Genomic DNA, 14,380 nt, shown 5'->3' with positions numbered 1-14,380 from the left:
AGAACACGATGAGCAAGGCCCGCACGACCGCCGCGAACCCGTCCGCCGCGCCGCACGCCGCCGACAGCCACGACGTGATCCGTGTGCACGGCGCGCGGGAGAACAACCTCAAGGACATCAGCATCGAGATCCCGAAGCGCCGGCTCACGGTCTTCACGGGGGTCTCCGGCTCGGGCAAGAGCTCGCTCGTGTTCAACACGATCGCCGCGGAGTCGCAGCGGATGATCAATGAGACCTACAGCGCCTTCCTCCAGGGCTTCATGCCGACACCGGCACGGCCCGACGTCGACGTGCTCGACGGGCTGACCACCGTGATCACCGTCGACCAGCAGCGCATGGGCGCCGACCCCCGCTCCACGGTCGGCACCGCCACCGACGCCAACGCGATGCTGCGCATCCTCTTCAGCCGCCTGGGCAAGCCGTACATCGGCTCGTCGGCGGCGTTCTCCTTCAACGTCGCCTCGGTCCAGGCCTCCGGCGCGTTCAAGGTCGACCGGGGCGCCGACAAGACGAGAACCGTCAAGCGGACCTTCACCCGCACCGGCGGCATGTGCACGAGATGCGAGGGCCGGGGCACGGTCTCCGACATCGACCTCGGCCAGCTCTACGACGACACCAAGTCCCTCGCCGAGGGCGCCTTCACCATCCCCGGATGGAAGTCCGACAGCATCTGGACCGTGCGGGTCTACGCCGAGTCGGGCTTCCTCGACCCCCACAAGCCGATCCGCAAGTTCACCAAGCGCGAGATGCAGGACTTCCTCTACCGGGAGCCGACCAAGGTGAAGGTGGAGGGCGTCAACCTCACCTACGAAGGCCTGATCCCCAAGATCCAGAAGTCCTTCCTGGCCAAGGACAAGGAGGCGATGCAGCCGCACATCCGGGCGTTCGTGGAGCGGGCGGTCACCTTCACCACCTGCCCCGAGTGCGACGGCACCCGGCTCAGCGAGGCGGCCCGCTCGTCGAAGATCAAGGGCATCTCCATCGCCGACGCCTGCGCGATGGAGATCAGGGACCTGGCCGAGTGGGTACGCGGCCTCGACGACCCCTCGGTGGCACCGCTCCTCACCGCCCTGCGGCAGACGCTCGACTCATTCGTGGAGATCGGCCTCGGCTACCTCGCTCTCGACCGCCCGGCGGGCTCCCTGTCGGGCGGCGAGGCGCAGCGCGTCAAGATGGTCCGCCACCTCGGCTCCGCGCTCACCGATGTCACGTACGTCTTCGACGAACCCACCGTCGGCTTGCACCCCCACGACATCCAGCGCATGAACAACCTGCTGCTGCGCCTGCGGGACAAGGGCAACACGGTGCTCGTCGTGGAGCACAAGCCGGAGACGATCGCGATCGCCGACCACGTCGTCGACCTCGGGCCCGGCGCCGGCGCGGCGGGCGGCACCGTCTGCTTCGAGGGCACCGTCGAGGGGCTGCGGACCGGCGGCACCGTCACCGGCCGCCACTTCGACGACCGTGCCGCCCTCAAGGAGACGGTGCGCGAGCCCACCGGCACGCTGGAGATCCGTGGCGCCTCGGCGAACAACCTCCGTGACGTCGACGTCGACATTCCACTCGGTGTGCTGACCGTCGTCACCGGCGTCGCGGGTTCCGGCAAGAGTTCGCTCGTGCACGGGTCGCTGGTGAAGGGCTCGGCGGCCGCCGACGAGGGAGTGGTGGCCATCGACCAGGGCGCGATCCGCGGGTCCAGGCGCAGCAACCCGGCGACGTACACCGGACTGCTCGACCCCATCCGCAAGGCGTTCGCGAAGGCCAACGGCGTCAAGCCGGCACTGTTCAGCGCCAACTCCGAGGGCGCCTGCCCCAACTGCAACGGCGCCGGGGTGATCTACACCGACCTGGCGATGATGGCGGGCATCGCGACCCCGTGCGAGGAGTGCGAGGGCAAGCGGTTCGAGGCGTCGGTCCTGGAGTACCGCCTCGGCGGGCGTGACATCAGCGAGGTGCTCGCGATGCCGGTGACGGAGGCCGCGGAGTTCTTCGGCGCCGGCGAGGCGCGCACCCCGGCCGCGCACAAGATCCTGGAGCGGCTCGCCGACGTCGGCCTCGGCTACCTCACGCTCGGCCAGCCGCTCACCACCCTGTCCGGCGGCGAGCGGCAGCGGCTCAAGCTGGCGACCCACATGGGCGAGAAGGGGGGCGTGTACGTCCTCGACGAGCCGACCACCGGCCTGCACCTCGCCGACGTCGAGCAACTGCTCGGCCTGCTGGACCGGCTCGTCGAGTCCGGCAAGTCGGTCATCGTCGTCGAGCACCACCAGGCGGTCATGGCGCACGCCGACTGGATCATCGACCTCGGCCCCGGTGCCGGTCACGACGGCGGCCGGATCGTCTTCGAGGGCACCCCGGCCGACCTCGTGACCACCCGGCCGACCCTGACGGGCGAGCACCTCGCGGAGTATGTCGGCGGCTGAGGGGTCCTGGCGCGGGGGGTGGGATGGCGCGGCTCCAGGGGGTCCGCGCGAGGAGTCGTCCGTTCCTCGGCGACCGGTACGCGCGGCCCGCGCGCCCGGCCATGACGGCCGCCGGGTCGTCCTTCGTGGTCACCCGGGCCGGCCTTGTGGCCACCCGGACGGCCTGACGGGCGAGCACCTCGCGGAGTATGTCGGCGGGTGAGGGGTCCTGGCGCGGGGGGTGTGATGGCGCGGTTCCAGGGGGTCCGCGCGAGGAGTCGTCCGTTCCTCGGCGACCGGGGCGCGCGGCCCGCGCGCCCGGCCATGACGGCCGCCGGGTCGTCCTTCGTGGTCACCCGGGCCGGTCTTGCGGCCACCCGGACGGCCGGCACGGGCCAGCGCCTCGCGCGGTATGTCGGCGGGTGAGCGGTCTTGGCGCAGGGCTCTGGCTGCACGGCCCCAGGAGGGGCCCGGTGATCTGCTCCGGGGCCCCGGTCAGCCGCTTGGAGCCCGGCAGCCACCCGTGTGGGCGCGTGGTGCGCGCGACCGCCCCCGCCCGGCCGACGCGCCCGTCAGCGCGGTGTCCGCGGCTTCGAGGATGGTGCCGAAGGTGCGGGTGATGACCGGCCGGGCCACGCGCCGGGTCAGGAGCGCGCCGAGCAGCGGCACCCGCACCTCGGCACGTGTGGTCCAGCGGACGCGGGTGCCGCCGTCGACCTCGGCGAACGTCATACGCCCCAGCTCGTGCCGGGACGGTGGCAGGCTGCGGTCGACGACGTACTCCGTGGCGTACGGCGGGTCGTACGCGGTGATGCGCTCCTCGAACCAGCCGATCAGCCAGAGATGGCCGCGCACCGCGCCGACGCCGTAGGGCGCGCCCTTGCCACGCCGGGTCAGCCGGCACCGGACCACCAAGGGGGAGCGCGTGTAGTTCGTGGTCGTCGTGAGCCAGGCGAAGACGTCGTCGATCGGGGCGTCGATGACACGTTCGACCGTCATGGTTTCCATGGCCGGGGTCCTCCTCTGTCGAGAGCGCGCACGGTGTCGGCGCGGCGCAGCTTGTCGGGGTTGCGGATGCCGTACAGGCCGGTGATCCGGCCGCCTTGGATCTCGAAGGCGAGCAGCCAGTCCGGCGCGCCGCCCGCGAGGAACCGCGCGGCGGGCATGCCGTTGCAGGTGACGTGCTCGACGGGGGCGTCCGCGGCGCCGGTGCGGGCCACACCCAGGACGAACCGGGCCACCTCGTCGCGGCCGACGATCGGGCGGCGGGCGGCCGACACCTTCCCGCCGCCGTCGGAGATCTGCACGACGTCCGGCGCCAGGAGGTCCATGAGCGCCTGGATCTCACCCGTCGCCGCCGCGCGCAGGAACCGCCGGATGATCTCCCGCGTGGCGTCGGAGTCGGGTTCGAAACGGCGCCGCCGCGCGTGTACGTGCCGCCGCGCGCGGTGGGCGATCTGCCGGACCGCGGCCTCGGACTTCCCGACCGTGGCGGCGATCTCCGGGTGGGTGTAGCCGAAGACGTCGTGCAGCAGGAACACCGCGCGCTCGGCCGGGCCCAGCGTCTCCAGGACGAGCAGCACGGCCATCGAGACCGACTCGGCCAGGACGACGTCCTCGCTCACCTCGGGCGCGGTGCGGATCGGCTCGGGCAGCCACGTGCCGACGTACTCCTCGCGCCGTGCCCGCACCGCGCGCAGGTGGTTGAGGGCCTGCCGGGTCACCACACGGACCAGATAGGCGCGCGGATGTCCGACCTCGGCACGGTCGACCGCGCTCCACCGCAGGTAGCTCTCCTGCAGCACGTCCTCGGCGTCGGTGGCGCTGCCCAGCATCTCGTAGGCGATGGTGAACAGCAGGGGGCGGTGCTCGATGAACGCGGCATCGGCCGGGCCCGCGCCCGGCCCCGGCCCTGATCCTCGGTTGCTCACGCGGCTCCTCTCCTCTGCCCATCGAGTCCTCTGCCCATCGAGACACCCCGCTCCCGAGAACCGTGACAGGTCGCGGATGTGATCCGCTTCACCTGTGCGCGGGGCGCGGTGAGCCGCCGATTAACGATCAGGGCCCCGCCGCGGGCAGGATGGGCCCATGACCGAGATCCGCACCCCCCGCCTCCTCCTCCGCCGCTGGCATGACGACGACCTCGCGTCCATGGCGGAGATCAACGCGGACCCGCGGGTGATGCGCTGGGTCGACGACGGCAGCGTCCGCGACCTGGAGCAGACGGCGGAGGACATCGAGCGCTGGGAGGAGGAGTGGGACGACGAGGGCTACGGCCTCTTCGCCGTCGAACTCCTCGCCTCGGGCGAGCTGGCCGGCCTCACCGGTCTCTACGTCCCGGAGTTCCTGCCGGAGGCGGCGGCCGACGCGGCCATCGCCTGGCGGCTCGGCGCACAGTTCTGGGGCCAGGGGTACGCCTCCGAGGCCGCCCAGGCCACGCTGGAGTTCGCGTTGCAGGACCGTGGACTCGACCGGGTCGTCGGCATCCACCGGGTGGGCGACAACGCCTCGGAGAACGTCGTGCGCAAGCTCGGCATGCACCTCGAACGCGAGACGGAGCACCCGGTGTACGGCCACCCGCTGTTCGTCCACGCCATCGACCTCACCGAGTTCCAGGCGTGAGGCGCGGCCCGGCCTGACCGCGGTCTCCTCGCGCAGGCGCGACGTCGCGCACGGTGCCGGCGAGCTGTCCTTTCGGAGCCGTGGCCGAGAGGCGGTCCGCCAGATAGCGCTGGAACTGCCACAGCGGCCGCTCCAGATGCGAGAAGCGCCCGCCCGACGGCGCCGGATCGGTGGCCAGGCCCCGCTGCACGCCCCGCACGGCGACCAGGTCCTCGTTCTGGATCACCTCGAACTGCCGCCGCGACGCCTCGACGTACGCGCCGAAGCCGGGGTCCCGCTCGGCCTGCGGCGGAACCAGCACCGTCACGAGCGCGTCGTGCGTGGCCGGACCCGTGGGCACCCAGCGCACGAAGGTGACGCTGTCGGGCAGCAGGGCCATCACCAGGTTGGGGAAGAAGCCTGCGACCGTCATGCCGGACAGCTCCCGCTCACCGAGGCCGGGGATCAGGGTGCCGACCCTCGGCACGCCCGCCGCGTCCCCGCCCGCCGCAGGGTCCGCCCCGTCGAGCGCGAACGGGGTGTACATGCTGAACCAGCGCCCCTGGCTCTCGTCGACGACGGTGTCCTTGCCGGGGACGAGGGTGTCGAGCGTGGAGGCGTGCGTCCCCATGTGGTGGTAGTTCTCCGAGCCGTTCTCGAAGCCGACCTTCCAGTTCGCGGGCACGCCGTCCCACCGGTCCGTGTACGCGACGACGAGGTCCGCGAGGCCGTACGGTGCGAGCCGGTCGGCCAGCTCCGCCAGCTGCGGGGCGAGCGGCGGCACGCCGGGGTCGGCGCAGACCATGAGGAGCCCGTTCCACTCCTCCAGGCGGTACCGGGGCAGCCGGCACGCCGCGCGGTCGAAGTCGACCTTGTTCATCATCGGCGCGCCGGCCAGCTGCCCCGCGTACTCGCCGTTCAGCCGGTACGTCCAGGTGTGGTACGGGCACATGAGGCGCTGCAAGGACCCCTGCGCCGGGGTGGTCTCCGGCGGCAGGATGTCCATGAAGCGGTGCCTGCACACCCGTGAGAGCGCGTGCAGGCCGCCCTCCTCGTCCCGGGTGACGACCAGCGGCTCACCGGCCGCCTCGGTACGGAGATAGTCGCCGGGCCGGGCGACCTGGGAGACGTGGCCGACGCACAGCCAGTCGCCGCGGAAGACGCGATCGTGTTCGAGCCGGTGGAAGTCCTCGTCGGTGTAGGCGCGGGCGGGCAGGGTCTCGCCGCGTTCCAGGGGCAGCGCGGCGATGCGGGCCAGCTCGTCGAGGAGGGGTCGAAGTCCGTCGGATACGTCGTGCAGCATGGTGCCACCGCCTTTGTCCGGGATCTCCTTCCATGCTGGGTCGCCGCCCCGGGCGGCGCCTCGCCGCACCGGACGACATTCCGGTACATCCTTCGGATTACCGCTGACTTACTGCCCGATCACTGCCGGATCACTGTCAAAACGGCTCCCCACAGTCGTGCACGCGTCCAGGTCCACGATCCGGTCCGCGGCGGCGAGCCCCGACCGCTCATGGGTGACCAGAAGCGTGGTGCGGCCACGCGTGGCGTCGAGGATGTCGGCGAGCACGGCGGCGGCCGTCTCCGGGTCAAGACCCTCGGTGGGCTCGTCCAGGACGAGGACGGGCGGGTCGGCGAGCAGCGCGCGGGCCAGCAGCAGACGGCTGCGCTGGCCGCCCGACATCGCGGCGCCGTCCCCGCCGAGCAGGGTGTCCCACCGGTCGGGCAGCGACTCGATCCACTCCAGGAGCCGCGCCCTGCGGGCCGCCTCCCGCAGGTCGGCGTCCGTGGCGCCGGGGCGGGCCAGGAGGAGGTTGGCGCGGATCGTGGCGTGGAAGACGTGCGCGTCCTGGGTCATGCCGGTGATCGCGCGCCGGGCGTCGGCGCCCGCGAGGTCACGCAGTTCCCGCCCGCCGACGCGGATGCTCCCGCGCTCGTACGGGACGAACCGCATCAACGCCGCGATCAGCGTCGACTTGCCCGAGCCGCTGGCACCGAGGAGCACGACGCGGTGGCCGGGCGGCAGCCGCAGGCTCACGCCGTCCAGGGCCGGGGGGTCGTCGGCGCGGTGGCGCACCCGCAGATCGGTGATGTCGACGCCCAGCGGCTCGTCGAAGGGGAGCGGGGCGGCGGAGGGCGGCTCGGCGACCGGGGGAGGCGTGTCGAACAGGTCGGCCAGCCTGCGCGCCGAGGCCCGCACCTCCGCGAGCCGCCCGGCGGCGGCGGGCAACGGCCCCAGAGCCTCGAAGGAGACCAGCGCCAGTACCGCGAGCACGGTCAGATGGACGGCGGCCAGCTCGCCGGCCGCGTGCGCGCGCAGCGCCAGCCAGGCCACCCCGACCGTCGCCCCGCCTTGCAGCAGCGTCACCGCGGCCGAGGCAAGCGAGGTGGTGAGGGCCGCCCGGCGCTCCAGGGCGGCGATCCGGGCGGCGCCGCGCCGCACCCGCTCGGCGCCTCGGTCCCGGGCGCCGTACGCGGCGAGGTCCGCCGCGCCTTGGGTCAAGTCCAGTGCCAGGGCGGCCAGTTCGCCCCGGGCGGCCGTCTGTGCGCGGCCCGTGCGGCGGGACAGCGCGAGCACCAGGGCGGGTACACAGAGCCCCGCCACGGCCAGGAGCAGCCCGAGCAGGAGGCCCGCCTGGGGCAGCAGCGCCGCGGCCGTCCCGGTGGCGGCGACGGCCACCGCGCAGGCGGCCACCCCCGGGAACACCACCCGCAGCAGCAGATCCTGCGCGGCGCCCACGTCGTCGACCAGCCGGGTCAGCAGGTCGCCGCTGCGGAAGGCGGGGGTGCCCGCGGGGGCGAGCGGCACCAGGGCTTCGTACACCCGGGTGCGGAAGCCCGCGACGGCCCGCAGCACGCCGTCGTGCCCGAGGAGCCGGTCGGCGTAGCGCAGGGCTCCCCGCCCCAGGGCCAGCGCGCGTACGGCGACGATCGCCAAAGCCACGGAGGCGAGCGGCGGTTGCTGCGCGGCACGGGTGATCAGCCAGGCGGCGGTCGCCATCAGCGCGGCGGCGGCGAGTTCGCTGCCGACCGAGGCGAGCACGGCGGGCAGCAGCCGGCGCCAGTACGGCAGGAGGTGCCGCAGGAGCCGCAGGGTGGGACGGGAGCGGCGCGCGGGGACACCGGCCGGCCCGGCGGATGTGGGCCCCGGACGGCGTACGGCACCACGCGCCCGCCCGCCTCGCCCCGTCACGACGCCACCAGCCCTCGCGCCGGCGCCAGGCTGCCCGCGCGTACCGTCACGACCCGGTCGGCGTACGGCAGCAGGCTCGTGCGGTGTGCGACCACGAGCGAGGTCCGGCCGCGCATGAGCGCGACCGTGGCGCGCGTGACGGCGGCCTCGCTCTCGGGGTCGAGGTGGGCGGTCGGTTCGTCGAGGAGCAGGACGGGCGCGTCCTTGAGGAACGCGCGGGCCAGGGCGACGCGTTGGCGCTGCCCGGCCGAGAGCCCCGCCCCGTGCTCGCCGAGCACCGTCTCGTACGCCTGCGGCAGCCGCTCAACGAAGACATCGGCCGCGGCCGCCCGCGCCGCCTCCCGCACCTCGGCGTCGCTCGCGTCGGGGCGCCCGAGCCGGATGTTGTCGGCGACGGACGCCGCGAACAGGTGAGGGCGCTGCGGAACCCACGCCACCTGCGTACGCCACGCGTCGAGGTCGAGGTCCGCGAGGTCGGTGCCGCCGGCCTCGACGCGGCCCGAAGCGGGGGCGACGAAGCCGAGGAGCAGCGCCAGCAGCGTGGACTTGCCGGCCCCGCTCGGGCCGACGAGCGCCACATGCTCGCCCGGGTGTACGTCGAGGCAGACCCGCCGCAGGGCGGGCGCGGTCCTGCCGGGGTACTGGACGGTGACCGCGTCGAGGCGCAGGTGAGCGGTGCGGGCCGCGGGCACGGGGACGGGGGCGGCCACGCCCGCAGCGGATGCGTCCTCGTCCTTGTCGTCGAGGAGCGCGAAGACCCGCTCGGCCACCGCGATGCCCTCGGCGCTGTCATGGATGGCGGCGCCCGCCGCACGCAGCGGAAGGTACGCCTCCGGAGCGAGGAACAGCACGGTCAGGGCCGTCCGCAGGTCCACCCCGCCGCCCAGCAGCCGCAGTCCGACCGGTACGGCGACCAGCGCCACGGAGAGCGTGGCGACCGTCTCCAGGACGAAGGAGGAGAGAAACGCGACGCGCAACGTCCGCATCGTGGCCCGCCGGTGCGCGTCCGCCATGTCGCCCACCACCCGGGTCTGATGCCCCTCGCGGCCGAACGCGCGCAACGTCGGCAGTCCGGTGACCACGTCCAGGAAGTGGCCGCCGAGGCGCGCCAGCAGCGACCACTGCCGCGCGGTGCGCCGGGCGGTGTGCAGGCCGACCAGCGCACCGAACACCGGGATCAGCGGCAGCGTCACGGCGACGATCAGCGCCGACGTCCAGTCGGTCCACGCCAGCCAGGCGACGACCGTCACCGGCACCACCGCGGTGGCCGTCATCGTGGGCAGGTAGCCGACGACGTACGGGTCCAGGGCGTCGAGGCCGCGGGTGAGCAGCGTGGCCGTCTCGCCGTGGCGGCGGGCCGCCAGCCGCAGCGGCCCGGTGTGCCGCAACCGGTCGGTGATCCGCTCCCGCAGAGCCCGCTTGGCGTCGGCCGCGGCGCGCTGGGCGAGCGTGCCGCGCGCCCACGTCAGCAGGGCACGCAGCGCCATGACGCAGCCCAGCGCGGCGAGCGGCCCGGTCCGTATCCGCTGCCCCGCGAATCCGTCCGCGAGCAGCCCGGCGAGCAGCGACGCCTGGGCGACGACGAGCCCGGTGCCGAGCAGCGCCAGCGTCGCGGACCGCGTCATGTGGCGCCGCAGCGCGGGCAGTTCGCGCAACAGGCGGTGTTCGGCCGGCTTCATCTCGGTGCCTCTCGTCGGTCGGATGGCATGGGTGGTCCGCGTGGATCGTCAGGGCGTACTCGTCACTCGTCAGCGTCAGAAGTAGCTGGGGTGGCGGCGGCCCGTACGTCCCCGGAACACCCACCAGCTCCATGCCTGGTAGGCGAGGATCACCGGGATCACCACGACACCGAACGCGGTGAGGAGCTTCAACGTGACGCCGTCCGTGACCGCCTGACTGATTGTCATGCCGCCGCCGGAGGAGTCGACCAGGACGTACGGGTAGTGCCCGGCCCCCACGAGCAGCACCGGCAGCACCGCCGCGCAGGAGGTGGCAGCGAACGCCCGGACGTGGTGCCCGTGGGCCAGGGCCCACCAGGCGCAGGCCAGTGCCGCCGCGAACAGGGCGGCGAGCACCGCCGAGGTCACGCGGTTGTTCATCGAGGCACCCGCGCCGAAGAGCGTGAGCAGCAGCGGGAGGCAGACGACGGCTCCGGCCGCCCGCAGCAGGAGCGCCCCGTACTGCCGTGCCCTACGGGCCGCTTCGGGATGCGAGCGCAGGGCGACGAAGGCGGCTCCGTGCGCCGCGAAGAGCAGCGCGGTGGTCAGGCCGCAGCCCAGCACGAAGGGTGTCAGCACGTCGCCGGGCCCGATGTGGAAGCTGCCGTCGGCGCGGCGGGGCACGCCGTGGAGCAGCAGCCCGAGGACGAGCCCCCAGCACACGGCGGGCAGCGCGCCGCCGAACACGATCAGGGCGTCCCACCGCCGGCGCCCGGCGGAGCTGCGGGCGCGGCCGCGCAGCTGGATCGCGGCGTTGCCGAGGACCAGGCCGACGAGGATCGCCACGATCAGCGGATACAGGCCGGACAGGAGGGTGCCCTCCAGGTGCGGGAAGGCGCCGAAGAGGACGCCGGTGAAGGCGACCAGCCAGACCTCGTTGCCGAGGAAGAACGGTGCGATGGCGTCGAGGGCGGTGTTCGGATGGGTGCGCTTCTCCTCGTGACCGTCGCGGCCGAGGAAGGGGTGCAGCATCTGTGCGCCGTAGTCGTAGCCGCCGAGCACGAAGTACCCGGCGAGCAGCAGGCCGAGGAGGCACAGCCAGGTGGTCTCCAGATTCATCTCGCTCAACTTCCGTCGGATTCGGTCGGGGTGGGGACAGCAGGGAGGAAAGAGGGCTTCGGTGGGCGGCGCCTCGGAGCGTGGGTCGCGTCCGGTTCGGGACGCGCGCCCACGCCCGGCTCAGAAGGCGGGCAGCGGCCGCTTCTCGTCGGCGCTGCCCGCCGGCCCCTCGGGCGCGTCGTCCGGGAGCGGCTCGGTGGCGCCGAGCTGCGTGGCCTTGGGGCCGCGGAGGGCGAAGCGTGTGATGAGGGTCCAGTTCGTCACGGCCAAGGCGAGGAAGACGGCGATGAACAAGACGCAGGACACGAGCAGCGAGGTCCTGCCGACGTGGGAGAGGGCGTCCTCGACGGTCAACTCTCCGTACACGATCCACGGTTGACGTCCGAGCTCGCGGACGACCCAGCCGCCCACGGAGGCGATGAAGGGGAACGGGACCATCACCACCAGCACCCAGGAGGCCCACCGCAGACGCATCAAGCGGTCCTTCCACAGGAGGACGAGGGCGATGAGGGTGATGGTGGACACCGTGTTGCCGATGAGGGTCATGACGTCCATCGAGATCCGCACGGTGTCCTGCCAGGGCACGTAGTCGCCCGGCCCGTGCTCCTTGACGAGCTGTGCCTGTGCCTCGGCGACGCCGCTGTTCTCCAGCACCGCGTGCTTCATGGGCTGGGTGCGCTCGATGACGGGCCGCTGCATCTCGCCGACGACCACGACGAAGAAGGAGGCGATCGCCGACACCCAGAGACCCAGCTTCAGGGAGGAGCGGAAGAGCGTGGTCTCCTTGGTGTGCCGCAGGAAGTGGTAGGCACTCACACCGGCGACGAAGACCCCGCCCGTGGTCAGGGCGCCCAACGTCAGGTGGAGCAGGGCGACCAGGGCGCTGGAGTTCGTGAGCAGCGCCCCGAAGTCGGTCAAGTAGGCGGCGCCGTCCCGCACTTCGTACCCCACCGGGTGCTGCATGAAGCCGTTGGCGATCAGAATCCAGTACCCCGAGGCGTACGCGGTCGCGGTGACCAGCCAGATGAGCGTGACGTGCACGCCGCCGCGCAGCCGGCCCCAGCCGAAGATCCACATGCCGAGGAAGGTGGACTCGGCGAAGAAGGCGATGAGGGTCTCCAGCGCCAGCGGGGCGCCGAAGACGTTGCCCGCGAACTTGCTCAGACCGCTCCAGCTCAGCCCGAACTGGAACTCCATGACGAGGCCGGTGACGATGCCGACCGCGTAGTTGATGACGTAGAGCTGCCCCCAGAAGCGGGTGGCGCGCTCCAGGAGGGCTCTCTTGACGGGATCGCGGGTGAACACGGCCCGGGTGTGCGTGATCGCCACGAGAGGGACGAGGCCCATGGTGAGGATCACGAACAGCCAGTGGATGCCGGTCGTGGCCGCGAACTGGAGTCGGGCCAGATCCGCAGCGCTCATGAGACGGCCTTTCTGGGATTCTCTGAAAACGGGTCCTGAAGACGAAAACGGGTCCTGAAGACGAAAACGGGTCCTGAAGACGAAGAGGACGACGAAGACGACGCTAGAGAACATTGCTCATGCATTCCAAGACCGGTTTGGTCATGTGCAGATGACCCAGAAGGCATGAGTGGGAGAAGATGGACCATGGATCTTCTGCAGTTGCGCTACTTCCAGACCGTCGCCCGCTACGAACACATCAGCCGCGCCGCCGAGGAGCTGCGGATCGCCCAGCCCTCACTCAGCCGCGCCATCGCGCGCCTGGAGGCCGACCTCGGCGCGACGCTCTTCGACCGCCAGGGCCGGCGCGTCCGGCTCAACCAGTACGGCGTGATCTTCCTGCGCCATGTCGACCGTGCCCTGAGCGAACTGGACGACGGGCGCAGGGCCGTCCGCGAGGCCCGGGACACGGGCCTCGGCAGGGTCAGCGTCGCCTCCGAGACCCTGCTGACGGTCACCCCGCTCCTCGGCCGCTTCCGCGCCGCCCACCCGCGTGCCGACGTACGGCTCTACCAGTCGAACGCGGAGGAGATGGACCGCCGGTTGCGGGCCAGGGAGGTCGACTTCTGCGTGGCGTCGCAGCCGCTGACCGGAACGAACTTCGAGTCGGTCGAGCTGAAGCGCGAGGAAGTGCTGCTCGCCGTCCCCTACGGACACTGGCTGGACGGGCGGGAGCGCGTGACCATCCCGGAACTCGCCGACGAGCCCTTCGTCTCCACGCGTGTCGGCCACTGGCAACGCGCCCTGCTTGACCAGCTGTTCGCGGCGGAGGGGCTCACGCCGCTGCTGTCCTGCGAGAGCGACGAACCGGCCGCCAGTCAGGACATGATCAGCGCGGGCCTCGGCATCGGGCTCATCCCGGCGGTGTCCCGTCAGGCAGGCACGGAGACGCGCGTCCCCGTGGCCTGGGTGCACGTCGACGCGCCGGACTGCCACCGCGTCCTCACCCTCGTGTGGAACCGCGACACGTATCTGTCCGAAGCGGCCCTGAAGTTCCGGGAGTTCACCCTCAACACGCCGTTCGTGACGCGCCATCTTCCGGAACCGCGCGGTGGACAGGCGTCCGACGGACAGGCGTCCGACGGCCCGGCGCCGGCCGACGCTCCGCGGAGGCTCTGACCAGGAAAGGTGCGCAGCGGTCGACGCGTCCGAGCGCCGTCTCCGACTGACGCCTCAGACGCCGAGCGATGTGGAAACCCCGAGCCCGCCCTCGCCGTCGTGGATCTGCACGTGGTGATGTGCCGTGCGCTGTGCACTGTCACCTGTGCGCTGTGCTGAGCTGCGCTGTTGATGGGGAATCGAACCCCCGCGTTGCTCCTCACGCGCCAGGAGTGAGCCGGAAACCGCCGGCTCTCGGTTGTGCACGCCTCCACGACGGCTACCTGCTCCACATCGTCAACACCCGCTGGACCTCTCAGTCCAGCAGGTCGACCTCCCAGTTGGCGCGCTGGATGCGTACGTCGATCTCCCGGATGTCCCGCGCGAGCGCGTCCGCCTGCCCGCGCAGCTCCGCGACCGGCAGCGCGGCGAGCATCATCAGCTCGGAACGGAGCTGCCGGCCATACCCCCGCTCGCCCGTACCGGCGGCCGCGTCGGCCGCCGAGGTGACCACCGAGTGCCGCAGCCGCAGGACGTCCCGCCGCGCGAGCGCGTCGGTGAGGGTGCCGTGCTCGCCCAGGTCGGTCGCGGCGTTGGTCCGGTTGATCCGCCGGATGAGATCCTCCAGCGAGCCGAGCACCTCGGAAGCCTCGGCCAGCAACTGCGCCGCGTCCTCGGCGGGCGTCTCGCCCTCCTGGTGACGCGCGCTGCTGACGATGCGCGCGCGCAACTGCTCCACGCGGCGTGTCGCGTCGGCCCGTTCCGCCAACGCCTCGGCAAGCTTCACTGTCCCACTGTCCCGTTCGTCCGGTCCCGTACGTCGTGATCTCGTACGAGTATACGAAGTG

Annotated in this window: 11 protein-coding genes; 3 read left to right on the top strand and 8 right to left on the bottom strand. The window is 72.4% G+C overall.

Features of this window, described 5'->3' with window-relative positions; translation table 11 throughout:
* The first annotated feature begins 8 nt into the window (after positions 1-8).
* Positions 9-2,423 carry an ATP-binding cassette domain-containing protein gene (locus tag J2N69_RS03275; protein ID WP_230899362.1) on the top strand — a complete coding sequence of 805 codons (2,415 nt, stop codon included), beginning with the start codon at positions 9-11 and terminating at the stop codon, positions 2,421-2,423.
* A gap of 474 nt (positions 2,424-2,897) precedes the next feature.
* Here the strand turns inward: J2N69_RS03275 and J2N69_RS03270 are convergent, their stop codons facing one another.
* Together J2N69_RS03270 and sigJ are read right to left on the bottom strand one after the other, a co-directional pair.
* Positions 2,898-3,410 (bottom strand): SRPBCC family protein, encoded by a 513-nt coding sequence (locus J2N69_RS03270; RefSeq protein WP_230899361.1) that lies wholly within the window; start codon positions 3,408-3,410, stop codon positions 2,898-2,900.
* A complete protein-coding gene (gene sigJ / locus J2N69_RS03265) occupies positions 3,398-4,237 on the bottom strand; it encodes an RNA polymerase sigma factor SigJ (protein WP_230904556.1) in 840 nt (279 codons plus the stop codon). Before sigJ ends, J2N69_RS03270 begins: the two co-directional genes overlap by 13 nt.
* A gap of 253 nt (positions 4,238-4,490) precedes the next feature.
* On the opposite strand from sigJ, the gene J2N69_RS03260 reads away from it, so the two are divergent.
* Positions 4,491-5,024, top strand: a complete 534-nt coding sequence (locus J2N69_RS03260) for a GNAT family N-acetyltransferase (RefSeq protein WP_230899360.1) — start codon at positions 4,491-4,493, stop codon at positions 5,022-5,024.
* Here the strand turns inward: J2N69_RS03260 and J2N69_RS03255 are convergent.
* The 5 genes from J2N69_RS03255 to J2N69_RS03235 all read right to left on the bottom strand — a co-directional run bounded on the left by J2N69_RS03255 (position 5,005) and on the right by J2N69_RS03235 (position 12,395).
* A complete protein-coding gene (locus J2N69_RS03255; protein ID WP_230899359.1) occupies positions 5,005-6,306 on the bottom strand; it encodes an aromatic ring-hydroxylating oxygenase subunit alpha in 1,302 nt (433 codons plus the stop codon). The genes J2N69_RS03260 and J2N69_RS03255 overlap by 20 nt on opposite strands.
* 108 nt (positions 6,307-6,414) lie before the next feature.
* Positions 6,415-8,196: a thiol reductant ABC exporter subunit CydC gene (gene cydC, locus J2N69_RS03250; RefSeq protein WP_230899358.1), complete on the bottom strand. Its 1,782-nt coding sequence runs from the start codon at positions 8,194-8,196 to the stop codon at positions 6,415-6,417.
* Positions 8,193-9,875, bottom strand: coding sequence for a thiol reductant ABC exporter subunit CydD (cydD, locus tag J2N69_RS03245; RefSeq protein WP_230899357.1), 1,683 nt, complete (start codon positions 9,873-9,875; stop codon positions 8,193-8,195). Before cydD ends, cydC begins: the two co-directional genes overlap by 4 nt.
* 75 nt (positions 9,876-9,950) lie before the next feature.
* Positions 9,951-10,973: a cytochrome d ubiquinol oxidase subunit II gene (cydB, locus tag J2N69_RS03240; protein WP_230899356.1), complete on the bottom strand. Its 1,023-nt coding sequence runs from the start codon at positions 10,971-10,973 to the stop codon at positions 9,951-9,953.
* 120 nt (positions 10,974-11,093) lie between these two features.
* Positions 11,094-12,395, bottom strand: coding sequence for a cytochrome ubiquinol oxidase subunit I (locus J2N69_RS03235; protein WP_230899355.1), 1,302 nt, complete (start codon positions 12,393-12,395; stop codon positions 11,094-11,096).
* 186 nt (positions 12,396-12,581) lie between these two features.
* Here J2N69_RS03235 and J2N69_RS03230 point away from each other — a divergent pair, with 186 nt between their 5' ends.
* Positions 12,582-13,553, top strand: coding sequence for a LysR family transcriptional regulator (locus tag J2N69_RS03230; protein ID WP_230899354.1), 972 nt, complete (start codon positions 12,582-12,584; stop codon positions 13,551-13,553).
* 295 nt (positions 13,554-13,848) lie between these two features.
* On the opposite strand, the gene J2N69_RS03225 is transcribed toward J2N69_RS03230, so the two are convergent.
* A complete protein-coding gene (locus J2N69_RS03225; RefSeq protein ID WP_230899353.1) occupies positions 13,849-14,319 on the bottom strand; it encodes a DIP1984 family protein in 471 nt (156 codons plus the stop codon).
* Positions 14,320-14,380: the final 61 nt, after the last annotated feature.

This window comes from Streptomyces huasconensis, from assembly GCF_021028635.1.
Classification (GTDB): Bacteria; Actinomycetota; Actinomycetes; order Streptomycetales; family Streptomycetaceae; genus Streptomyces; species Streptomyces huasconensis.
This window is presented reverse-complemented; position numbering and strand designations above follow the sequence as displayed.